Annotated in this window: 29 protein-coding genes; 17 read left to right on the top strand and 12 right to left on the bottom strand. The window is 69.4% G+C overall.

Features of this window, described 5'->3' with window-relative positions; translation table 11 throughout:
• Positions 1-29 precede the first annotated feature (29 nt).
• Positions 30-479 carry a low molecular weight protein-tyrosine-phosphatase gene (locus AC2D10_RS12520; protein ID WP_484711850.1) on the top strand — a complete coding sequence of 150 codons (450 nt, stop codon included), beginning with the start codon at positions 30-32 and terminating at the stop codon, positions 477-479.
• Between the two features lie 23 nt (positions 480-502).
• Positions 503-1,885: an adenylosuccinate lyase gene (purB, locus tag AC2D10_RS12515; protein WP_484711849.1), complete on the top strand. Its 1,383-nt coding sequence runs from the start codon at positions 503-505 to the stop codon at positions 1,883-1,885.
• A 102-nt stretch (positions 1,886-1,987) separates the two neighbouring features.
• Here purB and AC2D10_RS12510 read toward each other — a convergent pair whose 3' ends face one another.
• The 4 genes from AC2D10_RS12510 to AC2D10_RS12495 all read right to left on the bottom strand — a co-directional run bounded on the left by AC2D10_RS12510 (position 1,988) and on the right by AC2D10_RS12495 (position 5,401).
• Positions 1,988-3,448, bottom strand: coding sequence for an MFS transporter (locus AC2D10_RS12510; RefSeq protein ID WP_484708115.1), 1,461 nt, complete (start codon positions 3,446-3,448; stop codon positions 1,988-1,990).
• 28 nt (positions 3,449-3,476) lie between these two features.
• On the bottom strand, positions 3,477-3,836 hold the full coding sequence (locus tag AC2D10_RS12505; protein ID WP_484708113.1) for a hypothetical protein: 360 nt from the start codon (positions 3,834-3,836) through the stop codon (positions 3,477-3,479).
• Positions 3,833-4,498, bottom strand: a complete 666-nt coding sequence (locus AC2D10_RS12500) for an acyl-CoA synthetase (RefSeq protein WP_484708111.1) — start codon at positions 4,496-4,498, stop codon at positions 3,833-3,835. Before AC2D10_RS12500 ends, AC2D10_RS12505 begins: the two co-directional genes overlap by 4 nt.
• Positions 4,499-4,564: 66 nt before the next feature.
• Positions 4,565-5,401: a sulfurtransferase gene (locus AC2D10_RS12495; protein ID WP_484708110.1), complete on the bottom strand. Its 837-nt coding sequence runs from the start codon at positions 5,399-5,401 to the stop codon at positions 4,565-4,567.
• Between the two features lie 98 nt (positions 5,402-5,499).
• On the opposite strand from AC2D10_RS12495, the gene AC2D10_RS12490 reads away from it, so the two are divergent.
• From AC2D10_RS12490 to AC2D10_RS12480, 3 genes are all read left to right on the top strand, one after another.
• A complete protein-coding gene (locus AC2D10_RS12490; protein WP_484708108.1) occupies positions 5,500-6,150 on the top strand; it encodes a GTP cyclohydrolase II in 651 nt (216 codons plus the stop codon).
• A 20-nt stretch (positions 6,151-6,170) separates the two neighbouring features.
• Positions 6,171-6,641 carry a MarR family winged helix-turn-helix transcriptional regulator gene (locus AC2D10_RS12485; protein ID WP_484708106.1) on the top strand — a complete coding sequence of 157 codons (471 nt, stop codon included), beginning with the start codon at positions 6,171-6,173 and terminating at the stop codon, positions 6,639-6,641.
• Between the two features lie 68 nt (positions 6,642-6,709).
• Positions 6,710-7,612: a hypothetical protein gene (locus AC2D10_RS12480; protein WP_484708105.1), complete on the top strand. Its 903-nt coding sequence runs from the start codon at positions 6,710-6,712 to the stop codon at positions 7,610-7,612.
• A gap of 202 nt (positions 7,613-7,814) precedes the next feature.
• On the opposite strand, the gene mscL is transcribed toward AC2D10_RS12480, so the two are convergent.
• Complete coding sequence (gene mscL / locus AC2D10_RS12475; RefSeq protein ID WP_484708104.1) at positions 7,815-8,228, bottom strand: large conductance mechanosensitive channel protein MscL; 414 nt, start codon at positions 8,226-8,228, stop codon at positions 7,815-7,817.
• 281 nt (positions 8,229-8,509) lie between these two features.
• Between mscL and AC2D10_RS12470 the strand changes: the two genes are divergently transcribed.
• Positions 8,510-8,887, top strand: a complete 378-nt coding sequence (locus AC2D10_RS12470) for a helix-turn-helix domain-containing protein (protein ID WP_484708103.1) — start codon at positions 8,510-8,512, stop codon at positions 8,885-8,887.
• Positions 8,888-8,905: 18 nt separating this feature from the next.
• On the opposite strand, the gene AC2D10_RS12465 is transcribed toward AC2D10_RS12470, so the two are convergent.
• Both AC2D10_RS12465 and AC2D10_RS12460 read right to left on the bottom strand, forming a co-directional pair.
• Positions 8,906-9,499, bottom strand: a complete 594-nt coding sequence (locus AC2D10_RS12465) for a ClpP family protease (RefSeq protein WP_484708102.1) — start codon at positions 9,497-9,499, stop codon at positions 8,906-8,908.
• Positions 9,496-10,110 (bottom strand): ClpP family protease, encoded by a 615-nt coding sequence (locus AC2D10_RS12460; protein ID WP_484708100.1) that lies wholly within the window; start codon positions 10,108-10,110, stop codon positions 9,496-9,498. The genes AC2D10_RS12465 and AC2D10_RS12460 overlap by 4 nt, the downstream gene beginning before the upstream one ends.
• Positions 10,111-10,248: 138 nt before the next feature.
• Here AC2D10_RS12460 and AC2D10_RS12455 point away from each other — a divergent pair, with 138 nt between their 5' ends.
• Entirely contained in the window at positions 10,249-10,770 is a 522-nt protein-coding gene (locus AC2D10_RS12455) for an acyl-CoA thioesterase (protein WP_484708098.1), read from the top strand.
• Between the two features lie 29 nt (positions 10,771-10,799).
• On the opposite strand, the gene AC2D10_RS12450 is transcribed toward AC2D10_RS12455, so the two are convergent.
• Together AC2D10_RS12450 and AC2D10_RS12445 are read right to left on the bottom strand one after the other, a co-directional pair.
• Positions 10,800-11,156, bottom strand: coding sequence for a hypothetical protein (locus tag AC2D10_RS12450; protein WP_484708096.1), 357 nt, complete (start codon positions 11,154-11,156; stop codon positions 10,800-10,802).
• A gap of 115 nt (positions 11,157-11,271) precedes the next feature.
• Entirely contained in the window at positions 11,272-12,768 is a 1,497-nt protein-coding gene (locus AC2D10_RS12445) for an MATE family efflux transporter (RefSeq protein ID WP_484708095.1), read from the bottom strand.
• Between the two features lie 355 nt (positions 12,769-13,123).
• Between AC2D10_RS12445 and AC2D10_RS12440 the strand changes: the two genes are divergently transcribed.
• From AC2D10_RS12440 to AC2D10_RS12395, 10 genes are all read left to right on the top strand, one after another.
• A complete protein-coding gene (locus tag AC2D10_RS12440; RefSeq protein WP_484708094.1) occupies positions 13,124-14,041 on the top strand; it encodes a J domain-containing protein in 918 nt (305 codons plus the stop codon).
• A gap of 134 nt (positions 14,042-14,175) precedes the next feature.
• Positions 14,176-15,183 carry a LacI family DNA-binding transcriptional regulator gene (locus AC2D10_RS12435; protein ID WP_484708092.1) on the top strand — a complete coding sequence of 336 codons (1,008 nt, stop codon included), beginning with the start codon at positions 14,176-14,178 and terminating at the stop codon, positions 15,181-15,183.
• Positions 15,184-15,233: 50 nt separating this feature from the next.
• Positions 15,234-16,499: an extracellular solute-binding protein gene (locus AC2D10_RS12430; RefSeq protein WP_484708091.1), complete on the top strand. Its 1,266-nt coding sequence runs from the start codon at positions 15,234-15,236 to the stop codon at positions 16,497-16,499.
• A gap of 4 nt (positions 16,500-16,503) precedes the next feature.
• Positions 16,504-17,400 (top strand): carbohydrate ABC transporter permease, encoded by an 897-nt coding sequence (locus AC2D10_RS12425; protein ID WP_484708089.1) that lies wholly within the window; start codon positions 16,504-16,506, stop codon positions 17,398-17,400.
• Positions 17,397-18,239, top strand: coding sequence for a carbohydrate ABC transporter permease (locus AC2D10_RS12420; RefSeq protein ID WP_484708087.1), 843 nt, complete (start codon positions 17,397-17,399; stop codon positions 18,237-18,239). Before AC2D10_RS12425 ends, AC2D10_RS12420 begins: the two co-directional genes overlap by 4 nt.
• A gap of 30 nt (positions 18,240-18,269) precedes the next feature.
• Positions 18,270-19,271 (top strand): glycoside hydrolase family 130 protein, encoded by a 1,002-nt coding sequence (locus tag AC2D10_RS12415; RefSeq protein ID WP_484708086.1) that lies wholly within the window; start codon positions 18,270-18,272, stop codon positions 19,269-19,271.
• A 4-nt stretch (positions 19,272-19,275) separates the two neighbouring features.
• Complete coding sequence (locus tag AC2D10_RS12410; RefSeq protein ID WP_484708085.1) at positions 19,276-21,315, top strand: hypothetical protein; 2,040 nt, start codon at positions 19,276-19,278, stop codon at positions 21,313-21,315.
• Between the two features lie 111 nt (positions 21,316-21,426).
• The gene (locus AC2D10_RS12405; RefSeq protein WP_484708084.1) at positions 21,427-21,849 is read left to right on the top strand and encodes a Fur family transcriptional regulator; all 423 of its coding nucleotides are present in this window, start codon (positions 21,427-21,429) and stop codon (positions 21,847-21,849) included.
• A 70-nt stretch (positions 21,850-21,919) separates the two neighbouring features.
• Complete coding sequence (locus tag AC2D10_RS12400) at positions 21,920-23,371, top strand: catalase (RefSeq protein ID WP_484708082.1); 1,452 nt, start codon at positions 21,920-21,922, stop codon at positions 23,369-23,371.
• A gap of 136 nt (positions 23,372-23,507) precedes the next feature.
• On the top strand, positions 23,508-24,830 hold the full coding sequence (locus AC2D10_RS12395; protein WP_484708081.1) for a hypothetical protein: 1,323 nt from the start codon (positions 23,508-23,510) through the stop codon (positions 24,828-24,830).
• Here AC2D10_RS12395 and AC2D10_RS12390 read toward each other — a convergent pair.
• From AC2D10_RS12390 to AC2D10_RS12380, 3 genes are read right to left on the bottom strand one after another with little or no spacing between them, the layout of a single operon-like run.
• Positions 24,714-25,202: a hypothetical protein gene (locus AC2D10_RS12390; RefSeq protein WP_484708078.1), complete on the bottom strand. Its 489-nt coding sequence runs from the start codon at positions 25,200-25,202 to the stop codon at positions 24,714-24,716. The genes AC2D10_RS12395 and AC2D10_RS12390 overlap by 117 nt on opposite strands.
• On the bottom strand, positions 25,199-25,753 hold the full coding sequence (locus AC2D10_RS12385) for a hypothetical protein (protein ID WP_484708077.1): 555 nt from the start codon (positions 25,751-25,753) through the stop codon (positions 25,199-25,201). Before AC2D10_RS12385 ends, AC2D10_RS12390 begins: the two co-directional genes overlap by 4 nt.
• Entirely contained in the window at positions 25,750-26,418 is a 669-nt protein-coding gene (locus AC2D10_RS12380; protein ID WP_484708076.1) for a hypothetical protein, read from the bottom strand. The genes AC2D10_RS12385 and AC2D10_RS12380 overlap by 4 nt, the downstream gene beginning before the upstream one ends.
• Between the last annotated feature and the right edge of the window lie 10 nt (positions 26,419-26,428).

The following is a 26,428-nucleotide window of genomic DNA, read 5'->3' as shown; positions in this document are numbered from 1 at the left end:
TGTGCACGGGGAACATCTGCCGATCACCCATGGCCGAAGTGGTGTTCCGCGATCTCGCCGAACGGCAGGGACTCGGCTCGCGCATCGTGTCGCGCAGCGCCGGCACCGGTGACTGGCATCTCGGCGAACAGGCCGATCACCGCACCATCGACTCCCTCGCTCGGCGGGGATACGACGGCACGCAGCACCGCGCAAAGCAGTTCACCCTGGCCTCGTTCGCCGACAACGACCTCATCGTCGCGCTCGACCGCACGCACGAGCGGATCCTGCGGGAGTGGTCCTCCGACGAGGATCAGGAGGGAAAGGTCACCCTGCTCATGGCATTCGACGCGGATGCCTCCACTCACGACGTCCCCGACCCGTACTACGCCGGCACGGACATGTTCGATTCCGTGCTCGGTATGATCGAGACAGCGACCCGAGGCCTGTTCCGCCAGCTCGAACCCGCCCTGCGTCCGCCCCGCACACCCCGCATCTGACGGGCCCGATCAGGAGGACTCCCCTGACTTTCCAGCCTTCGCTTCCGCCGCAGCCCCTGAGCCCGCTCGACGGACGGTATCGCGCCGCCGTCTCGGGCCTCGCCGACTTCCTCTCGGAGGCCGGACTCAACCGGGCACGGGTCGAGGTCGAGGTCGAGTGGCTCATCGCTCTCACTGACCGCGGGCTGTTCGAGACCACCGCCCTGACGGATGACGTCAAGGAGCGCCTGCGCGCGCTGTACCGCGACTTCGGCCAGACCGAGATCGACTGGCTCGCCGAGAAGGAAGCCGTCACGCGCCACGACGTGAAGGCGATCGAGTACCTCGTACGCGACCGCCTGTCGACCCTGGGCCTCGACGCGATCGCCGAACTGACGCACTTCGCCTGCACCAGCGAAGACATCAACTCGGTCTCGTACGCGCTGACGGTCAAGCGTGCGGTCGAGCAGGTGTGGCTGCCGGCGCTCGACGGCGTGATCGCCAAGCTCCGCGAACTCGCGGTCGAGCACGCCGACGCCGCGATGCTGTCGCGCACGCACGGTCAGCCCGCTACGCCGTCGACCATGGGCAAGGAGATCGCCGTGTTCGCGTGGCGTCTCGAGCGCGTGCGCGCGCAGATCGCGGCATCCGACTACCTCGCCAAGTTCTCGGGCGCGACCGGAACGTGGTCCGCGCACCTCTCCGCCGACCCCGACGCGGACTGGCCGACCATCGCCCGCGAATACGTCGAAGGCCTGGGCCTGGGCTTCAACCCGCTGACCACCCAGATCGAGTCGCACGACTGGCAGGTCGAACTCTACGACCGCGTTCGTCACGCCGGCGGCATCCTGCACAATCTCGCGACCGACATCTGGACCTACATCTCGCTGGGCTACTTCGCGCAGATCCCGATCGCGGGCGCGACCGGTTCGTCGACGATGCCGCACAAGATCAACCCGATCCGCTTCGAGAACGCCGAGGCCAACCTCGAGCTCTCGGCCGCGCTGCTGGGCTCGCTCTCGCAGACGCTGGTGACCAGTCGACTGCAGCGCGACCTGACCGACTCGACCACGCAGCGCAACATCGGTGTCGCGTTCGGGCACTCGCTGCTCGCGCTCGACAACCTGCGCCGGGGACTGAACGAGATCTCGCTGTCGCGTCACGTGCTGCTGGCCGATCTCGACGTGAACTGGGAAGTGCTCGCCGAGGCGATCCAGACCGTCATCCGAGCCGAGGTCGTGGCCGGACGCTCCACCATCACCGACCCGTACGCGTTGCTCAAGGAGCTGACGCGCGGGCACCGTGTCGGCGGCGCGGAGCTGGCGGAGTTCGTGCAGGGTCTCGAGATCGGCGATGCCGCCAAGCAGCGCCTGCTCGCCCTGACCCCCGCGACCTACACCGGAGTCGCGGAGCGTCTCGCGCGCTGACCCCGCGCCCTCCCCGCTCCCACCCACTCCACCCCCCACTCCCCTGACGCCGAGTGCACGGCTTTGCGCCGAGTGCACGGGGTATTCGCGTGAACAACCCGTTCAGTCGGCGAGATCCCGTGCACTCGGCGCCGGATCGGCAGCGGGAGACTGGTCCGAGACGCGGTCGCGGGGCATGAAGGCGGCGGCGAGCAGCGTCAGCACGGCGGTCACGGCGACCGCCACGAACACCCAGAACGACGCCTGGATGATCGTGTCGGAGTCGTCGGGTCCGGCGCCCTGCGCGATCACGGAGTTCGAGATGGCGCCGAAGATCGCGACGCCCACCGCGCTGCCCGCCGAGCGCGCGAACGCGTTCATGCCGGTGACGGCGCCGCGCTCGCCCCACCCGACCGAGGACTGAGCGGCGATCAGCGTCGGGGCGGCACTCCACCCGAGTCCGAACCCGAGCAGGAACGCCACCCCCGCGATCGTCCACGGGTTCGGCCAGGGCGACACCGCCGCGAGTGCGATCGCCGCCACCGTCGCGATGCTCATTCCGATCAGGGTCGTGCGCCGGAAGCCGATGCGCAGATACAGTCGCCCGGCGTTGGCGGCCGAGACCGGCCAGCCGAGTGTCAGCGCGGCGACGGCCAGCCCGGACAGCAGCGGAGCGATGCCGATGGATCCCTCGAGGTAGGCGGGCGCGAAGCTCGTGACGCCGATCATCAGGGCCCCGACCCCGAGCGACACGATCGTGGTGGTGAGGATCAGCCGCCGCGAGGCGAGGCGCAGGTCGACGATCGGCTCGGGCGCGCGCCGTTCCACGAACCCGAACGCGACGAGCGCGAGGATGCCGACGCCGAAGCAGATCGCGCTGGGCACCGAGATCCACGCCCACGCGTTGCCGCCTTCGAGCATGCCGAGGATGATGCCGGTGAGCCCGACCGTGAGCAGCACGGCCCCCGCGTAATCGATGCGGTGCTTCTGAGTCTGCTTCTCTTCGCGGTAGTGGCGCACCAGCATCCACCCGGCGATCAGGCAGAGCGGGATGTTGACGAAGAAGATCCACCGCCACGCGTCGAGCTGCGAGAAGAGTCCGCCGAGCGCGGGGCCGATCACCGACGAGATCGCCCACACGCTGGCGATATATCCCTGCACCTTGGCGCGTTCGGCGACCGTGTAGATGTCGCCGACGATCGTCATCGCCATCGGAGCGACGGCTCCGGCGCCGAGCCCCTGCACGATACGGAACACGATCAGCGACGGCATGCTCCACGCGATGCCGCAGAGCACCGAGCCGAGCAGGAACAGCGCGATCCCGAGCAGGATGATGGGCTTTCGGCCCACGGTGTCGGCGAAGCGGGAATAGATCGGCACGCTCACCGCCTGGGCGAGCAGATACACCGAGAACAGCCAGGGGAACTGCTGGTAGCTGCCGAGGTCGCGCACGATGCTGGGCACCGCGGTGGCGAGGATCGTCGCATCGATCGCGATGAGGCCGGTGGCGAGCATCAGCGCGCCGAGGATGGGCCCGCGCGCAGAGCGCAACCCGATGGAGGAGCGATCGACGGAGGCAGTCACTTCAGGCTCAAGCCCGATCGCCGACGGACTATTCCTCGCGGTCGGTGGGCGCGCCGGATGCCGACGACCCTGGCTCGGCGTCGGGCAACGGGTCGAAGAGCACCGGGCGGTCCACGGTCTTCGTGACCTCGGCGGGATCGATCGCGAGCAGCAGCATCGCGAGGATGAGCAGCGCCGCGATGAACGCTCCGCCGCCGACGACGAGCCCCAGCACGACCGGGGTCAGCCCGTCGTAGGTGCCGTTCGCGATGGCGGTGTTCACCTTCAGCGTGAAGGCGCCGGTCGTCACCAGGGTGACCACCATGGCGAAGATGCCGCAGGCCAGCGCGATCCCGAGCAGGTGCAGCGGGCGCAGGATGTCGCGGCGGGTGGGCTTCTCGTCACTCATCGCTCTCCTCCGTTCGGGGTCGTCGGGGCCGAGGTGGTCTCGGGTGCAGCCGAGTCCGTGTCGGTGGTCAGGGCGGCGTCCGCACGCCGAGGCGTGAGACCGGCGATGGCGAGGAACACGGCGACGACGGCTGCGTAGCCGCCGAACATGCCGACGCCGAGGATGATGCCCGAGAGCACGAAGTCACCGGCGCCCGAGATGGAGTACTCCTGCAGGAAGCCGGCCGGGATCAGCATCAGCAGGACGGCGAGGAGGATGCCGAAGGCACCGACCGTGATCGCATCGCGGGCCAGCGGGTCGGCGTTGCGGCGGGCACGGAGACCCGCCAGCAGCTCGATGCCGCCGGTGAGGACCGCCCACGCCGTCACCACCACGAAGAAGAGGTCGTCGGTGCGCCACATCGGCACACCGGTCGCCATTCCGGCCATCACGCCGAACGCCGCCAGCAGCACGAAGGGCCAGCGGGCACCGGCGGGCTGTACGAGCCAGGCGGCGAGGATGTGCGCGAGCGCGGTCACGAAGACGAAGCCACTGAACACGGCGAGGCCGATCGGAGCGGAGTGGTCCGACGAGAAGGTGATCATCAGCGCCGCAGCGGCCGCGATGAGTGCGCGCAGCAGCTGGATGTGGCGCATGGTGAGCGCGTGAGCGGGGGCAGACATGACTGGGTGGAGTCCTCCGGGGTGTCTCTCCCAGTCTACGCGGGGGCGCGGAGGGGGCGCCGCCGCTCAGCCGGGCTGATCGCCGGTCGCCACCGGGCGGTCGGGGGTGTTCGACCACTGACTCCACGAACCGGGGAACACGCGCGCGTCGATCCCGATCTCATCCAGGATCAGCACGCTGTGGGCGGCCGTGATGCCCGACCCGCAGTAGGCGGCGACCGGAGTGTCGGCGGTCACCCCGGCTGCGGCGAAGGTCGCCCGGATGGTGTCATGATCGTGAACCCTGCCCTCGGCGTCGAGATGCAGCCCGGTCGGCAGGTTGCGGGCGCCGGGGATGTGGCCGGCCACCGGATCGAGGGGCTCGGCGTCGCCGCGGTAGCGCTCGGGGGCACGCACGTCGAGCAGCACACCGGATGCCGGGAACTCCGCCGCCTCGTCGATCGTGAGCGCGTCCGCGCCGATCTCACTCAGCTCGACATCGCCTGGAGTCGGGATCACCTCGTCGGTCGCAACCTCGTGCCCCGCCGCCTGCCAGGCCCGGATGCCGCCGTCGAGCACGCGCACGTCGACACCGGCCTGGCGCAGCAGCCACCACGCGCGCGATGCGGCCAGACCCTTGGCGTCGTCGTACGCGATGACGGCGTCACCCGTGCGGACACCCCAGCGGCGCGCGGCCGCCTGCAGCGCCGCGGTCGACGGCAACGGATGACGCCCCTCGGTCGGAGCACCGTGCGTGGCGAGCTCCTCGCTGAGCGACACATACACCGCACCGGGGATGTGGCCGGCGAGATAGTCCGCGTGCCCGTCCGGTCGATCGAGCCGCCACCGCACGTCGAGCACCTGCACCGGCGCGCCCTCGGTCAGCAGGGCGTGCAGCTCATCGGCGGAGACGAAGTTGGTCATGCTGTGAGGGTACCGACTCGTGGAATCGCGGACTCCGCTCGTGTCGATTTCTGACGCATTCACGGGAATAGACCCACCCCGAACGCGTTTCACCTCCCATGATTGAAACTTCAACCGTCGCCACCGAGCGGACCCGCGTGCGCGTCCCCCTGCGTTTCGCGGACGGGTTCGGCACCACCGCCGACGTCGTCACGTTCGACGGCCTGGTCGACGGGCGAGAGCACCTGCTGCTCGGGCTCGGTGACTGGCGTGCCGCGCTCGACCGGATGGCGACGGGTGGCGTGGCGCCGCTCGTGCGCCCGCACAGCGAATGCCTCACCGGCGACGTGTTCGGATCGGAGCGCTGCGACTGCGGACCGCAGCTGCGCGAGGCGGTCGAGCGCATCGCCGCCGAGGGCGGGTTCCTGCTGTACCTGCGCCAGGAAGGACGCGGCATCGGCCTGTACGCCAAGCTCGACGCGTACGCCCTGCAGGACGCGGGGCTCGACACGTACGAGGCGAACCTCGCGCTCGGTCGCGGTGAAGACGAGCGGGATTACACGGTCGCGGCGCAGATGCTGCACGCCGTCGGCGCCACCCGCATCCGGCTGCTCAGCAACAACCCCGACAAGGCGGTGCAGCTCGAGGCCCTGGGCATCCAGGTCGCCGAGCGGGTTCCCACCGAAGTGCACCTGTCGGAGGCCAACACCCGATACCTGCAGGCGAAGCGCGACCACACCGCGCACACCATCGACCTGTCGGCAGCGTGACGACACAGGAGGAGCGCACCATGGCGGAGTCGCGGCATCCACGTCGCCTCGACGACGACGAGATGGCGACCTGGCTTCCGGTGATCCGCTTCGTGCAACTGCTGCCGCAGGTGCTCGACCGCACCCTGCGCGACGAGGTCGGCCTGAACCATTCCCGATACGCGATTCTCGCCACCCTCGCCGGTCAAGGACAGGGCGCCGTCACGATGACCGAGCTCGCTCAGATCGCCGGACTCAGCCGTTCACGCCTCAGCCACGCCCTCGACTCGCTCGAGGAGCGCGGGTGGGTGGCGCGCACCTCCTGCCGCAGCGACAAGCGCACCCTCTCGGCGACGCTGACGCCGGCGGGGCGCGACGTGCTGCGCGCTGCCGCACCCGAGCACGTCCAGCAGGTGCGCGAACTCGTGCTCGACCCGCTGACCGAGACGGAACGAGAGCAGCTGCGGGGCATCCTCGGCAAGCTGCTGCCCGAGGTGAGACGAGCGCTGTAGACCGGGCGCCGACCGCGCGCCTCAGACCCCCAGGACAGGGAGCCTCCGCATGGAGGAGAATCCCCTTCATGACCCTCCGGCAGGAACCGTCCGCAGAAACCGAGTCCGGATCCGACGCGGGGGCTGTGTCGCTCTTCGCGTCGACCCTGCGTGAGGCACTCGATCGGCGCAAGATCTCGCTGCGATCGATCCGTCAGCGCCTCATGGATCGCGGCTACGACATCAGCATCTCCACGCTGTCGTTCTGGCAGTCCGGAGCACGTCGGCCGGAGCGTGCCGCATCGATCGACATCGTCCGCGAACTCGAGGAGATCCTCTACCTCGACGACGGGGAGCTCAGCGATACACTCGGGCCGTCTCGACGGGTCGGACGCTCCCGCCAACGCACCTACGCCGAGCTCATCGAGCTGACGCGTCAGGAAGGGGACGAAGAGCCCGACCCCGACCTGCTGGAGCGGTCGGGAGCCGTCGGGGTCTATCTCGATGCCGACGGCACGACCGCGCGCTCGGTCAACCGGACCCTGTGGCAGGCGCGGCGCGACGGCGCCCAGGAGGCGACCGTTCACTACTACCGGCCTGAGCTCTCGAAGCTCACAGGGCTCGACATCAAGGGCACGATCGGATGCGACCTCGTCGACGTCGTGATCGACGCCGAGCGGTTACTGCTGCGCGCCACGCTGCGACTGCGCGCGCCGCTGAGTCAGGGCGAGCTGGCACTGACCGAACGCCGCTCTCTCGTTCCCCCTGGGTTCGAGTCCCAGGACGGCACGTCGGTCGTCGCGACGCGGAAGCAGGCGGAGCTTCTGCTCTACGCCGTCTTCGACCCGAAGTGCCTTCCGATCCGCTGCCGGGTCATCGTCGAGGAAGACGGCGAGACGCGCACCCATGCCGTACCGCTCAACGGCGACTGCGTGTCGCACGCGGAGTTCAACTTCGGCCCCGGAGTGATCACGCTCGAGTGGGATTGGTGATTCTCAGACCACCGAGGCGCATGTGGAACAGGGACGGAGCATACGGGGCTCCGTCCCTGTTCGCGCGAGCCTGAGGGGAGTGCCTCTGCCTGGAGGGAGGGGCGGGACGGCTCGCGCCCGCGCCTCGTCCATGCGACGGCCGAGGGGCAGGTGTGTGGAGGCGCACGCCGAATCGGCCGCGCCAGCGGGGGGGTGTGACGGATCAGACCCCGCGGCGGTCGTTCAGCAGGTCGCGGATCTGCGCCAGCAGCTCGCGCTCGGTGGGCTCGGGCGCCTTCTCTTCGACGACGGCCTGCGCCGAGGGCATGCGTCCCTTGACGTGGTTCATCGGCAGCACGAAGACGAAGTAGACCACCGCGGCGACGGCGAGGAAGTTGATGAGGGCCGACAGGATCAGGCCGAACGAGAACGTCGAGGTGCCGCCGCTGATCGTGGGCACCACCACCTGCAGGGCGTCCTTGAGGCTGCCGGCCTGGAAGAACAGTCCGATCAGCGGGTTGATGAGTGCGTCGACGAGGACGGTCACGATCGCCGTGAACGCGGCTCCGATGACGACGGCGACCGCGAGGTCGATGACGTTTCCTCGAAGGATGAATTCCTTGAACCCGTTGATCATGGCGCTGCGATTCCGCTTTCTCTCGATGTGCGATCGGACCCGGGAGGTGGGGCGATGCGAATCGCGCCCACCTCCCGGCATGTGCCCCATCCCCCGATGAAGACACCTCGGCGGCACCACCCCGATCATCCGATCCGCCGACTCTGTGACGGTAGCAACGAGGCGTCGACACCCATCGGGCATGAATGTGAACGGAGATATATCGCGTTTCGGTGGCCTCTACCTTTCTGCTCTGAGCAGAACCCCTCGAAGCCACCGGAGGCGGGGAATTATCGTGAGGCATGGCCGACATCGCACCGTTCCCCCGCGTCTCTCCGTCCGACCGCCCGCACCCCGGCCCGCCCGAGCCGCTCTGGCGTCAACTGCTGGGCGACCAGCTGCGGCGGCGCCGACACCAGCGCCACGAGATCCTCTCCGCTACGGCCGAGAAGGCCGGCGTCTCGCCGCAGTACCTGTCGGAGGTCGAGCGCGGGCTCAAAGAGCCGTCGAGCGAGATGATCGCGGCGATCGCCGGCGCGCTCGACACCACTCTGATCGACCTGACCAGCGCCATCGCCGACGAGCTGCGCTCGGGCGCGGTCTCGGCACCGGTCTCGGTCTCGGCGCCGGTGTCGGCATCCGTCTCGGTCACGCGCGGCGCGCTCGCCCTCGCGGCCTGAGCCCTGCGCCCTCGCGGCCTAGCCGACGCGGGCGCCGAGCACGGAGTCGATCAGCCCGTAGTCCCTCGCAGCCGACGCCGTGAACACGCGGTCGCGGTCGGTGTCGGCGCGCAGTTCGGCAACGGAGCGGCCGCTGTGTCTGGCGAGGATCTCCTCCATGTCGGACCGCACCCGCACGACCTCGTCGGCCGCGAGGATCAGGTCGGGGATCGCGCCGCGCGACTGCCCGGCCGGCTGGTGCAGCACGATGCGCGCATCCGCGAGCGCCGCCCGGTCCCCCGGGGCACCGGCGGTGACCAGCAGCGCGGCGGGGCCGATGGCCTGCCCGACGCACGTCGTCGCGATCGTCGGGCGGATGTGCTGCATGGTGTCGTAGATCGCGAGCGCCGCGCCCGGATCCCCGCCCTCGCTGTTGATGTAGAACTGGATGCCGCTGTCGGGGCTGTCGGCGTCGAGATGCAGCAGCTGCGCGATCACCGCGTTCGCGACACCGGCATCGATGCCCGTTCCGAGGTAGATCACGCGCTCGGCGAGCAGGTGCGAGTAGACGTCCATCACGCGCTCTCCGCGCGGATGCTGCGCGATGACGTTCGGGATCGTGTAGCCGCTCATGCGCTCGTCCCCAGTCCGACCCGCTCGCGCTGACGCGGCATCACTTGCGCGATCGACGAGACGATCTCGTCGATGAACCCATACTCCCTGGCCTGGGTCGCGGTGTACCAGCGGTCGTGCAGCGAGTCCTCGAAGATGCGCTCGACCGGCTGCCCGGTGTCGTTCGCGATGAGCCCCAGCACGGTGTCACGCGTGAGTCGCAGATCATCGGCCTGCGTCTCGATCTCGCCCGCGGATCCGCCGATGCCCGCCGACCCCTGATGCATGAGGATCCGGGCATGCGGGAGTGCACGGCGCTTGCCCGTCGTCCCGGCCGACAGCAGGAACTGGCCGGCGCTGCAGGCGAGTCCGAGCGCGAGCGTCGCCACGTCGTTCGGGATGAGGTTCATGATGTCGCGGATCGCCAGCATCGACGGCACCGATCCCCCGGGTGAGTGAATCCACAGGGCGATGTCGGTGCGGGGATCCTCGGCCGACAGACTCAGCAGCTGCGTCATGAGCAAGGTGCCGTTGTCGTCGTCGAGGGCGCCGTCGAGCACGAGCACGCGCTCGTGGAAGAGCTCGCGGCGGGCTTCGGGGCCGAAGTGCGGGAGGGAGGTGTCTTCGCTCATGCCCCCAGCATCCGACGCCCCGATCCTTCACACGCCCTTCTCTGCCCTCAGCTTCTCTGCCGGGAGCAGAGAGCCCGCCTCCCTGCAGGAAACGGAGGCGTAACAGCGCGGACTCATGGCGCTCGTACGCTCGGGCACATGGCCAAGAGAGATGCTGCGAAGAAGAAGGATGACGAGAAGAAGAGCGGTGCCGCGCAGCAGGCGCCGGCATGGCAGTGGTCCGAAGACGGGATCAACTTCCGCACCCGCAAATGGGTGCGTCCGGAGGACCTCAACGCGAACGGCTCGCTCTTCGGCGGCAGCCTGCTCAAGTGGATCGATGAGGAGGCCGCGATCTACGCGATCGTGCAGCTGGGCAACTACCGCGCCGTGACCAAGCACATCTCCGAGATCAACTTCGAGGCATCGGCGGTACAGGGCGACCTGATCGAGATCGGCCTGCAGGCCACGCACTTCGGCCGCACGTCGCTGACGATGCGGGCCGTGGCGCGCAACATGATCACGCGCAAGCGCATCCTCACGATCGAGAAGATCGTGTTCGTGAGTCTGGATGACGACGGCATCCCGACGCCCCACGGCTACAGCGAGATCACCTACAACCGGGACCGGATGCCCACCGAGCGACTCGCCACCGGGACCATCCGGCTGCCGTCGGCCTGATCAGCACCGACGGCAGCCGGACCCTCCGGTCACGGAGCGACGAGCGGGAGGGTGGAAGGAACGGTCACGGCAGCCGTGACCCGTCCTCGCGACGACGCAGACGTCGCACCCTTCACGATCGCTCGGATGACACCGCCGAGTACCAGCATCGCGATCAGCGCCGCCACCGCCACGATGAGCGGCAGCCACTGATTCGCGAACGATGCGGTGAAGCTCAGAAGCGCGAACGGGATCCAGACCCCGACCGCTCCCCCACTGAGTCCGCCCGCACCGCGCACAATCGCCACCCCCGCGACGATCGCACACACCACCGCGAGCACCGCGCCGACGATGCCGATGGGCACCAGGACGGCGGACAGCTCGTGGACGACTCGAAACGATGACATGGTGACTTCCCCCCGTTGCGGAATACCCGCACCCTCCACAGTAGGAAAGCGTCGGTGATTCGCCATCCGTCTCAGGTGCGATCGATGTCATCCTTCGGGAGGATCTTTGGCGCGCTCAGCGACGAGCGCGCGACCGTGAGCGACGCAGTCTCAGCCGCCGCAGACGCGACGAGCGCAGGGTGCGCACCGGCTGCGTGACGACCGCATCGACGACCATCGACCCGTCGGTCGGACCGATGATCGCCATGGCCGAGGTCTCGGTCGCCTCGAGCGGTGCGACCGGCAGGCGCCCGAGTGCCCGGTGCGCGCGGACGTAGGCGGGCACGAGCAGCACGATCGCCCCGACCCACGCCAGCGGATTGCTCAGCGCGACACCGACGAACCCGATCAGTGCGCCGAGCACGACGGCGGCGCCCACACGCATGACCAGCTCGATCACACCGGTCACGGTCGGGACGAACGTGTGGCCGAGCCCCTGCAGCGCACCGCGCAGCACGAACAGCATCCCCAGGGCCCAATAGCCGCAGCCGTTCACGATCAGCATCAGGTGGGCGAGCTCGACGACCTCGTCGGACCCCTCGCCGACGAACAGCCGCACCATCGTCGAGCCGAACGCGATGAGCAGGGCGCCCAGCACGATGCCGGCACCGATCGACATCCAGGTCGCCTCGATGACCCCGCGGCGGATGCGGTCGGGACGACGTCCGCCGTGATTCTGCGCGGTGTACATCGACACCGCGAGCCCGAGCGACGAGAGCATGGCCACCGCGAGGCTGTCGACGCGAGACGCGGTCGTGTACGCGGCGACGGCCTCGGCGCCGAGCGTGTTCAGGGCGACCTGCACTGTGAGCGTGCCGATCGCGATGATCGACGCCTGGAAGCCCATCGGCAGACCCAGTCGCAGGTGCTCGGCGAAGTCCTCACGGGTGACGCGCCAGTCGCCCCGCCGCAGGTGCAGCATCGGCAGTCGCCGGCGGACGAACTCGAGACACAGCAGAACCGAGATCGCCTGCGCGATGACGGTCGCGAGCGCCGCCCCGCCGACCCCCCATTCGAGGGGACCGACCATGAGCACGACGAGACCGACGTTGAGGACGCACGAGATGGTGAGGAAGACGAGCGGCGTGCGGGAGTCGCCGATCGCACGGATGATCGCCGAGAGGTAGTTGAAGAACATGGTCGCGCCCGCGCCGAGGAAGCTGATCTGCGTGAACGTCGTCGCCTCGCGCAGAAGCTCGGCCGGTGTCTGCAGCAGCACCAGCAGCGGTCCGGCGATCAGCGGAGCGCCGACCGTGAGCAGAATGCTGGTGATGCCCGAGAGGATCACTCCCGTCGCGACCGAGCGACGCACCCCGGCGTCGTCGCGCGCGCCGAAGGCCTGCGCGATCGGGATCGCGAATCCGCTCGTCAGTCCCCACGCGAATCCGAGCAGCAGGAACAGCAGCGGACCGGTGGCCCCGACGGCCGCGAGCGAGGCGACGCCGAGGTGCCGCCCGACGACGATGGCGTCGGCGAAGTGGTACAGCTGCTGCACGACATTGCCCAGCAGGAGCGGAATCGAGAAGGCGAGGATGACACGCCACGGGCGACCCGTGGTGAGGGAGGTGGCCATGAGGGGGAGCTCGCAGAGAGATCGGATGCGGATCGGGGGAAGTACGCGAGAGCGCGGTATCCCAGTGTATCGAATCGATTCGGAGCGTGTCATCCCCGGCTTGATCTCGGTCTCTGCACTCGGCGTCGAAGTCGCCGAGTGCACGGGATCGCGTCGACTGCATGGGATCTTCGCGCACGGACGCCGTGCACTCGGCAGCATCCCGTGCACTCGGGGGCGGGAGGGGGGCGGGAGGGGTGGGAGCGGGCGGGTGGGGGCGGGTGGGGGCGGGAGGGGTGGGAGCGGGAGGGGGCGGGGATCGGGGAACGCACAAGCGGGACGGATATGTTGGATGCGCGGTCGCGAGAGGAGTGCGATGTTCGACAGTCCGCTCTCTGCGTCGGCCTACGAGGTTCTCGGGGTCGAGCCGTCGGTCGACGACACGGAGCTGCGCCGGGCGTATCGCCTGCGACTGCGCCAGACGCACCCCGACACGGGCGGCGACGCGGCCGTGTTCATCCAGGTGCAGCGTGCGTGGGAGCTCATCGGCACGCCCGAGGGCCGCGCCGCCTACGACCGCCGCACCGGCGTCAGCTCTGACACGGAGTGGAGCGGATGGCGTCCGCCGACGTCGGCCCGCACCGACACCCGTCCGCGCGCCCGCTCGTACGGGCACCCGGGCGGCTGGCGCCGCGAGCGGTACCTCGTGCTGATCCGCGAATGGGCCGGCCGCGGGGTCGACGTGCCCGACCCGTACGACCCGGCGCTGGTGCGCGGCGCCCCGCGCGAACTGCGACGCATGCTCGCCGACGCTCTGGCCGAGGAGTCCACCGCGCGCACGGTCTCGGCACTCGGCATGGGCTTCACCGTGTGGCACGACGTGGCCGCAGGCCGGGATGCCGACGACAAGCTCGACCACGTGGTGCTGAGCCCGTCGGGGCTGTACGGCGTGATGAGCGAGGACTTCGGCGGCGTGGTCAACTTCCGTCGCGGTGAGATCACCGGTCCGAGCCTGGGCACGCGCGCACCCGTCACCGCGGCACTCGCCCGCATGCGGACCGTGGCGAAGGCCGCGCGCGTGCGCTTCGGCGGAGCGATCATCGTGCTTCCGGACGATGACCTCGCGCAGGCCGTCACTCCGCTGGGCACCAGTCGCGGCGTGCCGGTCGTGGTCGTGCGGCGCAGTGCGCTCAGCACGGTGCTGCGCCAGGGAGTCCCCGGCGCGCGCGCGATCGGCGGCAACGAACTCTTCGACGTGCGCACCCGCCTGCAGCAGACCGTCCGCTTCGTCTGACCGTCGGCCCCGGCATCCGGCGCAGCATCCGCCCCCGGCATCCGCCCCCGACGCCATTGACACGCCTACGCAAACCGGTTTACACTCGTGCAAACCGGTTCAACTCGCGCTGCGCCGGGTCCCGAGGAGGTGACATGAGCCGCACGACGATCGCCGACGTCGCCCGTGAAGCGGGCGTCACCAAGGCCACCGTGTCGCATGCGCTGAGCGGCAACCGTCCGACCTCCGAAGAGACCCGGGCCAAGGTGTTCGCCGCGGCCGAGAAGCTCAACTGGGTGCCGAGCCAGAGCGCCCGCGCCCTCGCCACCAGCCGGGCCAATGCGATAGCGGTGGTGCTCGCCCGCGACCCCGAGGTCATCGCGAACGACTCGTTCTTCCCCGCGTTCATCGCGGGCGTCGAGTCGGTGCTCGCCGAGACCGAGACCGCACTGCTGCTGCAGGTCGTGTCGGGACGCGACGCCGAGGAACGCGCCTACCGCACTCTCAGCCACGGCCGCGCGGACGGCGCTCTGCTGCTCGACCTGCGGACCGACGACTGGCGCGTTCCGCTGCTCGACGAACTCGGCCTGCCGACCGTACTGGTGGGCGCCTACGACCAGCCACACGACTTCTCGTGCGTGCGCACCGACGACGCCGCCCCCCTGCGCGAGCTCATCGCGCACCTGCGAGCGGTCGGGCACACGCGCATCGCCCACGTCTCGGGGCCACTCGAGTACGTGCACTCGCGCGCCAGGGCCGACGCCTACGTCGCCGAGCTCGGCACCGATGAGCTGCTGCGCGAGGGCGACTTCACCGCCGCGAGCGGACGCGATGTCACCGAGGAGCTGCTCGCCCTCGACGATCGCCCGACCGCGATCCTCTACTCGAACGACACCATGGCCATCGCCGGCCTCTCGTACGCCCGGTCGCAGGGGCTCGTGATCCCCCGCGACCTGGCGATCTCGGGCTTCGACGACGACCACCTGTCCGCTCATCTGTCGCCGGCGCTCACCAGCGTCTCGTCGGACCCCGCCGCGCGAGGTCGTGCGGCCGCCCGCCTCCTGCGGGCAGACATCCTCGGCGCACACCCGCGCACCGAGGTCGTCGACTGCAACGTCGTGCACTTCCGCCAGAGCACCGAAGGCGGCGCGCAGACCCCGTAGTCGGCATCCGCATCACCCCCAGCGTCATCACCCGTGTCGAGGAGGACACCATGAAGAAGATCCGTGCCGCAGCACTCATCGGCGTCGTCGCACTCGTCGCCACCGGATGCTCATCCGGCGGAGGAGGGGGCGAAGGCACAGCCGACGCCACCGGTCCCATCGACGTCTGGCTCTCGAACAACGAGCAGGAGGTCGCCTGGGGCACCGCCGTCGTGGAGGCCTGGAACGCCGAGCATCCCGACGAGAAGGTCACCGCGCAGGAGATCCCCGCGGGGTCGTCGTCGGAGGAGGCCATCACCGCCGCGATCACCGCCGGCACCGCACCGTGCCTGGTGTACAACGTCGCCCCGGCAGCCGTGTCGGGCTGGGTCAAGCAGGGCGGGCTCGTCGACCTCAGCACGATGGAGGGCGGCAGCGACTACATCACCGAGCGCGGCGGCGAGGTCGACGCGTACGCCACCGACGACAGCTTCTACCAGTTGCCGTGGAAGTCGAACCCGGTCATGGTCATGTACAACAAGGCGCTCTTCACCGCGGCCGGCATCGACCCCGAGAACCCGCAGATGAACACGCACGACGCGTTCCTCGAGAAGTCCCGCGCGATCGTCGCATCGGGCGTGCAGAGCGCGATCTGGCCCGCGCCGACGAGCGAGTTCTATCAGCCGTGGTTCGACTTCTATCCGCTCTACCTGGCCGAGACCGACGGCACCATGCTCGTCGAGGACGGCAAGGCCACGATCGACTCGGATGCCGGGCGCACCGTCGCCGAGTTCTGGTCGACCTTCTACCAGGACAAGCTCTCGCCTAATGAGGCCTCGACCGACGACGCGATGTCGGCCGGCACCACCGCGATGCAGCTCGCCGGCCCCTGGGCGATCCCGTCGTACGCCGAGACCGTCGACGTCGGCTTCATGCCGGTGCCGACGAGCGACGGCCGCGAGAACCCGACCACCTTCGCCGACTCGAAGAGCGTGTCGATGTTCACCGCGTGCGAGAACCAGGGCACCGCGTGGGAGTTCCTGAAGTTCTCCACGAGTGTCGAGAGCGACGGCCAGCTGCTCGAAGAGACCGGTCAGATGCCGATGCGCACCGACCTGCTCGACAACTACGCCGACTACTTCGAGGCGAACCCGAACTACGTGGCCTTCGCCGAGCAGGCGGAGTCGACCGCCGACGTTCCCAGCATCCCCAACTCGGTCGAGGCCTGGCAGGCGTTCCGCGACGAGTACTCCGCCTCGGTGATCTTCGGCAAGGAATCGATCGACGAGTTCCTGGGGAACGCGGCCACGAAGATCGACGACCTCGTCGCCGAGTGATCTGATGACCGACAACCGGCGGTTGCGCACCCGATGGCTGGGTGCGCAACCGATCGGCGGCCTGTTCGCGCTGCCGTACCTCGTGTTCGTGATCGCGATCTTCGCGTATCCACTCGCGTTCGCGATCTACATCGCCTTCCACGACTACTTCTTCACCGCGCCGAACGTCGAGGTCGAGCGTCCGTTCGTCGGCTTCGACAACTTCGTCACGGTGCTCACGGATCCGCGTGTGCTGGACTCGTTCCGCAACACTCTGGTCTTCCTCGTCATCAACGTGCCGCTGACCGCCGTGCTTTCACTGGTGCTGGCCGCGGCGCTGAACACCGGCATCCGCTGGGTCGCCGCCTACCGGGTGGCGTTCTACGTGCCGTACCTGACGGCGAGCGTCTCGCTCGTGGGCGTGTGGATGCTGCTGTTCTCGGGCAACGGTCTGATCAACACCATCCTCGGCCCGCTCGCCCCTGACCCCTCGTGGCTGGTGAACAGCGGTCTGGCGATGCCGATGATCGCGCTGTACGTCACGTGGAAGCAGCTCGGCTTCTACATCCTGCTCTACCTCGCGGCCCTCCAGAACGTGCCGAAGGAGCTGTACGAATCGGCCGAGACCGACGGCGCCGGAGCCTTCAAGAGGTTCCTGCACGTCACGGTCCCCGGCGTCCGCAGCGCCACCACGCTCGTGCTGATCCTCTCGATCATCACCGGCGCCAACCTCTTCACCGAGCCGTACCTGCTGACCAACGGCGGCGGCCCCGACGGGGCCTCCTCCACGCCGGTGCTGCTCATCTATCAGCTGGGCATCCAGCAGCAGAACCCCGACACGGCGGCGGCGATCGGCATGATCCTGGTGATCCTGGTCGGGATGCTGTCGCTGGCGGCCAACCGCGCAACCAGGGAGCGATGATGAGACGCACACGCAAGGCTCCCCGCATCCTGAGCATCATCCTGCTCACGATTGCGGCCATCGGGTTCGCCTTCCCGTTCTACTTCATGCTGGTCGGGGCGTTCCAGGAGAACCCGACGAACTCGCCGAGCGAGCTGCTGCCCACCAGCGGCTGGACGGTCGACAACTTCGTCGCGATCGACTCGCGCATCGACCTGGTGGGCTCGCTGCTGAACTCGCTGGTCTTCACCGCTGGCGTGCTGCTGGGGACCGTCGTGTTCGGACTGCTCGCCGGTTACGCGATCGCACGTCTCGACTTCCGCGGCCGCGGGGTGATCTGGGTGCTGATGCTGCTCGTGCAGATGGTGCCGTTCCAGCTGCTGATGATCCCGCTGTACGTGCAGATCACCCGCAGCTACGGGCTGGGGGATTCGTACCTCGGCATGATCCTGCCGTTCGCGATCAACACCACCGCGGTGTTCATCTTCGTGCAGTTCTTCAAGGCGCTGCCGGTGGAGATCTTCGAGGCGGCGCGCATCGACGGCGCGGGCGAGATCCGGCTGTTGACCTCGGTCGCGATTCCGCTCATCAAGCCGGTGCTGGTCACCGTCATCCTCGTCACCTTCATCGGGCCGTGGAACGAGTTCCTGTGGCCCTTCCTCATCACGAAGGATGCGACGCTGCAGCCGCTCGCCGTGTCTCTCGCCAACTACATCTCCAACGTCGCGCAGTCCACGGCGAATCCGAACGGGGCGATCCTCGCCGGCGCCACCGCGCTGGCGTTCCCCGTCGTGATCCTGTTCATCGTCTTCCAGCGGTTCTTCCGAGCCACCGACCTCGGCGCGGCCGTCAAAGGCTGACCGCACACCGTCCAGACAGAAAGGGCACCCATGTTCACCGGAGCATCCTTCCCCCTCGGTCCGTTCACCCCGTACGAGGGCAACCCGATCCTGCGCCCCCGCGGCGACAGCTGGGAGTCGTCGAACCTCTACAACCCGGCGGCGCTCGTCGAGGGCGACGAGGTGCTGCTGCTGTACCGGGCGCACGCCGACGACATCATCTCCCACATCGGTCTCGCGCGCTCGAGCGACGGCGTGAACTTCACCCGCGAGGACGCACCGATCCTGTCGCCCGAAGAGGACTACGAGGAGTTCGGCTGCGAGGACCCGCGCATCGCGCTGATCGACGGCACCTACTACCTCACGTACACCGGGTGGGATCGGCGCAGCGCGCAGCTGTGCCTGGCGACCTCCACCGACCTGCGCACGTGGACCCGGCACGGGCCGCTGTTCGAGGACTTCGACACCTTCAAGACCATGGACCCGCGCGGCTTCAACTGGTCGAAGGCCGGGGTCATCGTGCCGCAGAAGATGCACGGGAAGTGGTGGATGTACTTCGGCGAGGGCGCGATCTACTGGGCCACGAGCGACGACCTGATCCACTGGACACCGGGCACGCCCGACACCGAGCCGATGTACTCGCCCACGGCGGGCACGTGGGACGAGGCGCTGGTCGAGATCGGCACCTCGCCGGTTGTCACCGACAACGGACTGCTGGTGATGCTCACGAACGGCGCCACCCGCACCGTGCACGACGACGGCACGGTCGACGTCGACTACCGCTGCGGGCAGATCGCGATCGACCCCGACGAGCCGACCACGGTCATCGCGCGCCTGCAGGAACCGTGGCTGCGCCCACAGACCTTCGAGGACCGGAACGGGCTCGTCTCGAACGTGACCTTCGTCGAGGGGCTCGTGAAGTTCCGCGACAAGTGGTTCGCGTACTACGGGCAGTCCGACACGACACTCGCCGTGGCGATCCACGACCCCGCCGAGCCGTGGGGTCGCGTGCTGCGCACCACTGCTGATTCCGCCGTGGAAGCCGGGGAGTGACGCCATGGAGACCTCACGCCGGACCTTCCTGACCCTCGCGGCCACGGCATCCGCCCTCGCCCTGATCCCCGTCGACGCCGCCGTCGGCGCGACGAACCGCACCCCCGGCACGGCCGCCGCGCTGCGCTCCGGCGCCGTGCGCCGCCCGCGACTGACCAACCTCGCGCACCTGCGCTTCCTGCTGGCCGAGGTGCCGGTCGCCGCGAGCAGCACCCACACGACCTACGACATCGACACGACCCCGACAGTGCGCGCGCCCTGGACCTACGCCGACACCGACGGCGCGGGCGGTTACCGTCCGGTCGGCGGCGGCACGCGCGACGCGGTGACCGGGTACTGGACGCAGGGCGCCTACAACGCCGACGACATCGCCCGGGCAGCCGTCGTGTTCCTGCGCGACTGGAATGCGTCGGGCGACACGCAGAGCCGCGACGACGCGCGCGACGTGCTGCGCTCTCTCGCCTACCTGCAGACCGCCAGCGGGCCAAACGCCGGCCGCGTGGTGCTCTGGCAGCAGGAGGACGGCACGCTCACGCCCAGCGCGATCCCGGTCGAGCTTCCCGACCCCTCGGACTCGGCGGAGTCGTACTGGCTGGCGCGCACCGTGTGGGCGTTCGGCGAGGGCTACGCACGGTTCCGCCACGACGACCCCGAGTTCGCGGCATTCCTGCTCGCACGACTGCACCTGTGCCTCGACGCGCTCGGGCGCGAGTCGCTGTCGCGCGCCGGGCAATGGGTGCAGAGCGACGGACGCCGACTCCCCGCCTGGCTCATCGCCGGAGGGGCGGATGCCACGGCCGAGGCCATGCTCGGCCTTGCGGCATCGGCCGAAGCGGGCGATGCGCGCAGCCGCCAGGCGCTGCAGACCTACGGTGAAGGCGTCGCCGCGATGGCAACGGATCCGGCCGCGGGCTGGCCGTTCGGAGCGGTGTTGCCCTGGACCGGGTCGCTCGGTTTCTGGCACGCGTGGGGTGCGGCCGCCCCCGAGGCACTCGCCCGCGCGGGCGCACTGCTGCGGCGGCAGGACTGGACAGCGGCGGCACTGGCTGATGCCGGACGCTTCACCCCGCAGGTGCTCGCATCGGGAGGCCCGCACAACGCGTGGGCTCCGCTGCCCGCCGAGGCGCAGATCGCCTACGGCGCGCACGGACGCGTGGCCGGGGCGCTGCAGGCGGCGGCCGTAGGCGGCGAAGGTCTGCGCGTGCTGGCCGGCCTCGCGGCGGGTTGGTTCTTCGGCGCGAACACCGCGGGCGTGCCGGTGTACGACCCGGCGACCGGGGTGACGTTCGACGGGGTCGAGACCGACGGCCGTGTGAACCGCAACTCGGGTGCGGAGTCGACGATCCACGGACTGCTCACGATGCTGCTGCTCGATGCTAACCGCGACGTGGCCGAGGTCGCGACGTCGATCATGGGCCTGACGTCGTTCTCGGGGCTGCGGGTGCTCGACGCGGAAGCCGCGCGGCTCTCGCCCGGCGCCGTTGTCGAGACCCCGGACAGCGGCGCCTGGATCGGCGAGGGCAATCTGTCCGGCGGATCCTTCGTGCGGCTGGCCGCGGACGAGTGGGTCGAGTTCGACGTGACCGAGGCCGGCGGCATCCTGCACGGTCTGATCTGGCGTCAGGCGCCGGATGCCGGCGATGCCGTGTGGGAGGTGTTCCGCGGGCGACGCAAGCTGTGGAGCACCACGACGCCGGCGGGCGGGGCGGGCGACCGCGGTCTCACCGAGGCCGACGGGATGCTGGTGCCCCAGCTGCTGGGCGGCGATCTGCCTGACGGACCTGTCACAGTGCGCTGCACGAGCCGCGGTGACGTACGCCTCGACGCGCTCGTGATCCAGCCGCGCGTGGCCACGGCCGTATACGCGACCACGACGGGCGCGGCGGTGCTGTACGCCAACAGTGCGCACAAGGACGAGCGCGTCACCGCGCTCGCTCCCGGCTCCGGACGCTCGTACACGTTCGACGGATCGCAACGCGGGCAGGCCGTGCAGGGTGGCAGAGTGCGCGTTCGCGGGGAGGGATTCACGATCACGCGCGGGTGATCGGGGCTGGCTCGCGGGCGAGCCGACGATTCGGGGGGTGAATCCGATCACACACCGACATGCCGGCATTCCTGTTTTGAATCATTCAAAACAGGGTGTAGGGTCGGAGACATGGATACGGACCTCGACACGACGATTCGCGAAGCGGGCCTGCGGGCCACCGCCGGTCGCGTCGCCGTGCTCGAGGCGCTGCATTCCATGGCTCATACGGATGCGGAGCGGATCTTCCGCACCGTGTCGGGCGTGCTGCCGACCACGTCGATCCAGTCGGTGCACAACATCCTCACGGATCTGACGACGGCGGGGCTCATCCGCCGGATCGAACCGGCAGGGTCCGCGGCGCTCTACGAGCGTCGCACCGGCGACAACCACCACCACATCGTCTGCACCGCGTGCGGTGCGGTCGGTGATGTGGACTGCGTCACCGGCGAAGCACCCTGCCTCATCCCGTCCGAAACGGGCGGATTCACCGTCCAGACAGCCGAAGTCACCTTCTGGGGCCTGTGCCCCAGTTGCCAGAACGCCGCTCAGTGAGCGACGCGCGCGCCCGCCTCACGCCCGAGACGGGTTCCTCGTCGCGCCTGCGCGCAGAAGGAGAAACACCATGACGAAACCTCCCACCACCACACAGACCGGCACCCCGGTCGCGAGCGACGCGCACTCGCTCACCGTCGGAGCCGACGGCCCCACGGTCCTGCACGACCGCTACCTGGTCGAGAAGCTCGCCTCCTTCAACCGCGAGCGTGTGCCGGAGCGCAACCCGCACGCCAAGGGCGGCGGCGCGTTCGGCGAGTTCGTCGTGACCGAAGACGTCTCGATGTACACCCGGGCCGCGGCGTTCCAGCCGGGCGCGACCAGCGAGACGCTCATCCGCTTCTCGTCCGTCGCCGGTGAGCAGGGCTCGCCCGACACCTGGCGCGACGTGCGCGGCTTCTCGCTGCGCTTCTACACGACCGAGGGCAACCTCGACATCGTGGGCAACAACACCCCCACCTTCTTCCTGCGCGACGCGATGAAGTTCCCGGACTTCATCCACTCGCAGAAGCGTCTGGGCGACTCGGGTCTGCGTGACTCCGACATGCAGTGGGACTTCTGGACCCTCTCGCCCGAGACCGCCCACCAGGTCACGTACCTCATGGGCGACCGCGGCCTGCCGCGCAGCTGGCGCCACATGAACGGCTACGGCTCGCACACCTACCAGTGGATCAACGCCGCCGGCGAGCGCTTCTGGGTGCAGTACCACTTCCTCTCCCACCTGGGCGTCGAGGCGATGGGCGCCGATGAGGCCGAGAAGCTGGCCGGATCGGATGCCGACTACTACCGTCGCGACCTCTACGACGCGATCAACCGTGGCGAGCACCCCTCGTGGGACGTGTACGTGCAGGTCATGCCCTACGAGGAGGCCAAGGACTACCGCTTCAACCCGTTCGACCTCACCAAGACGTGGTCGAAGAAGGACTACCCGCGTATCAAGGTCGGCACGTTCACGCTGAACCGCAACCCGCAGAACTTCTTCGCCGAGATCGAGCAGGCGGCGTTCTCGCCCGTCAACCAGGTCCCCGGCACGGGCATCTCGCCCGACAAGATGCTGATGGCCCGCGTCTTCGCGTACTCCGACGCGCAGCGCTACCGCATCGGCGCGAACTACAACCAGCTGCCGGTCAACCAGCCGCACGCGACCGAGACCCGCAACTACATGCACGAGGGTCAGATGCAGTACAAGTACAACCCGGCGGAGCACCGCACCTACACGCCGAACTCGTTCGGCGCCGCAGGCGGACCCGAGGCCGACCCGGCCGCCGGCGTCGAGGCCAGCTGGGAGACCGACGGCGAGCTCATGCGCGCCGCCGCGACCCTGCACCTCGATGACGACGACTTCGGTCAGGCGGGCACGCTCTACCGCGTCGTCTTCGACGACGAGCAGCGCGCCCGGTTCCTCGAGACCCTCACGGGTCAGGGCCGCTCCATCACGATCGACGAGATCCGCGAGCGCTTCTTCCAGTACTGGACGAACGTGGATGCCACGCTCGGCGAGGCGCTGCGCCGCACGGTCTGATCCGAGCGTCCGCTCCGCTTCAGGGGTCGACACACCAGATCTCGGACGGTTCTCAGGAACCGTTCCGACATCCGGGGTGTCGGCCCCTTCTGCGTGCGCGGGTGCGTCCGATCGCACGCCCGCTACGGTGGAGCACATGGCACCGGCTCTGCGCACGTTCGGGCGCATCCTCGCGCGGCACTGGCCCGCTCTCGCGGCGTGGTACCTCGGCGGTGAGGCGGCGCACCAGCTGCTGGTGCAGCTCGCGGGGTTCGTCGGAGGACAGACCACGCTCGGCGGGCTCCTTCTGCTGCCTCTCGCGGTGGCCGTCCGGCTGGTGTCGTACGTCGCGATGTACCTGGCCGTGCGCCCGTCGCTGCCGCACAGTGCCCCGGAGGCTCCGATCGGGCCCCGCGCCTTCGGCGCGGCGGTGCTCGCCGCCATCCTGCCGTTCTTCGCCTTCTACGCGGCGTGGGGGATGCTCGAGGCCGATCAGATCGAGTTCTTCCGGATCGCGAGCGACATCGCGCTCCGCGAAGCCGGCTTCGACTACGACCTGCTCGGTGATCGCGGCGGAATCGTCTCGGTCGGCATCCTTCCCGTCACCGTGCTCGTGATCGCCCTCGCCGCCCGCATGCTGTTGACGCGTCTGCGCGAGCGACTGCCGTCCTGGACGCTGGCGCTCGCCGCGTACGCCGAAGTGCTCTGGACCTTCATGCTGTTCACTCTCGTGGCTCAGTGGTGGGCCGACGCGAGGGGCTGGCTGTCGGGCCGCGCGGGAATCGTGTGGCTCGACGATCTCGGCGACTGGTTCGCCGCGAACGTCCTTCCGGTCGCCGTCATCTGGGAGGGGCTGCTGTGGGTGGTCGGCCTCGTCGCCGCCGTGGTGCTCGTCCCGGCGGCATGGCTCACCGTGGCCGGAGTGGTCTACGGCACGACGTTCGACGCGACACCGAAACCTCTTCGCGGTGCGGAATCGGCCCTGCGCGGCACCGCGTCGACGCTCGCTCGCTCGGTGCTGCTGCGCTTCGAGAGCCTCTGGGCGGCGGTCGCGCTGGTGTGGCGGGGAGGCCCGGTCCTCTTCGGCGCCACGGCTCTGGCGTATGCGCTCTGGGCCTGGGCCGAACGTGCGGGCTCCCGCGGTCTGCTCCAGGTCATCGGCGGGCATGAGACCACGTTCTGGGCGGCGTTCCTGCCACTGATCTCGGTCGCCGTGGCCGTGATCGCCGAGCCGCTGCGCGTGGCGATCGTGGCCACCGCCTACGACGCGGTCGTCGGCCGGCCGAGCGCAGGCCTCGAGGCGCGCACCGCCGAGGCGACGCTCGATCTGAAACCCGGCTCGGGATCGGGGTCGGGGTCGGGCTCAGGGCTCGACGGAGAAGCGGGCGATCTCGCCGTCGTCGCCGGGGATGTCGAACCAGAACGGCCCCTCGGCATCGGCGGGCAGCAGAAAGACCGCGAGGATCCCGTAGGGGCCTGACTCCTCCAGGCAGGCGCGCTCGCCGGCATCCGTCGGCACGTCGAGCAGGGTTCGCGCGTTCTCCCAGGTGCGTCCGCCGTCGACCTCGGTCAGCGAGAACGTGCCGCAGGTCGTGGCATCCGTCCCGGTGCGGGCGTCGACGCGGATGCTGATGGTGCGCGAGCCGTCCGGCGCATCGAACTCCGACCACATCGCCGAATCGAGCCTGATCGTCTGGCCCGCGATGTCGGCCTCCGGGTCCGCGACCGTGATCGTCTGCGAGCTTCGGGTCGATGCAGGGAGCACGTCGAGCCACACGTGCACCCCGACCACCGCGAGCGCGGCCGCAGCGAGTGCGATGAGCGGCAGGCGCTGCCTCCGCCACCAGCTCATAGCGCCCACCCCGGCGCCTCGAGCGCGAACCGTGCCGTGCTCTCGAGCTGATCGAGGTCGAGCGGCACCGAGATCACGTCGTCGAGCTGCGGCGTCAACGCGGCCGGAGTGATCTGCAGCTCGGCGACACCCGACCGCAGCTCGGCGGGCAGCTCGAAAGCGAGGGTGCCGGTGACGTCGGTGCCGACGTGGAGGCGAGTCTGCAGCAGCGACGTCGGCGGCCGCTCGCTCGCCTGGAACACGCGGACGTCGATCGTGAGCGTGGCGAGGCCGATCACGGCATCCTTCTCGGTCTGCGCGGCCGACGCGTCGAGCGTCACCAGCAGCCAGTTGCCGTCGGCGCTCCAGTCGGCCGAGGCCACCTCGAGGCGCTCGGCGAACACGGCATCGGTCACCGTCACGGCCAGTGATCGCGAGGTGACCGTCTCGCCCGCATCACCGCGGACGACGATCGGCTCGAGCAGTGAGTCCTCGCTCGGTATCGTCGTGGTGACGACGCCGGCGGCCAGTACCAGTGCGGCTCCGAGCACCCAGGGCAGGACGCGTCTCATGAGCCCTCGCCGAGATCGACGGTGACGCGGGCGACCTGGTCACTCCGCTGCCACGAGATGACGGACGACGACAGGATGATCTGCCCGCCCTGGGCGTTCGCGTCGAACACGTTCAACTCGGCGATGCCGTCAGGAAAGGCGTCATCCGGCACCGACCAGGCGATGTGCAGCTCGCTGGGCACTCCGGGCTGCAGGACGACCCCGCCCGCCGAGGCGTCGGTTCGCCAGGCGCGCGTCGAGAACGAGTCGGTGACCTCGGGCACCTCCAGCAGCGGGGTCCTGGAGTTGACGAGCTTCGACTCGACCCGGTTCGCCGCGGTGCCGACTCCGATCGGGCGGTCGGACAGGTTCTCGATCTCGACGGTCATGACCAGCAGGGTCTCGCCGGGATCCGCCTCGAGGAACTCCTCGGCGACCTCGTCGGTCAGTTCGGCGTCGATGACCGTCACCGAGTACAGCGAGGTGCGCACCTCACTGCCCGCATCGACCGCGGTCGGCACGCGTTCCGCCGCTGCGAGCCCACCGGCGACGAGGAAGACGATGAGGATGCCGGCGGCTGTCGCCCCGGCGATCCAGAACGGGAGTGCGGAGCGCCGCGTCGCCTCGCGCGCCGCCCGGGCGCTCGCGCGGCGGGCCTTCTCGGCGATCGCGCGCATCGTGGTCACCCGGTCAGCC

Source organism: Microbacterium sp. PI-SA-G, from assembly GCF_057215335.1.
The sequence above is the reverse complement of the archived record's forward strand: the minus strand, read 5'-3'. Positions and strand labels throughout refer to the sequence as shown.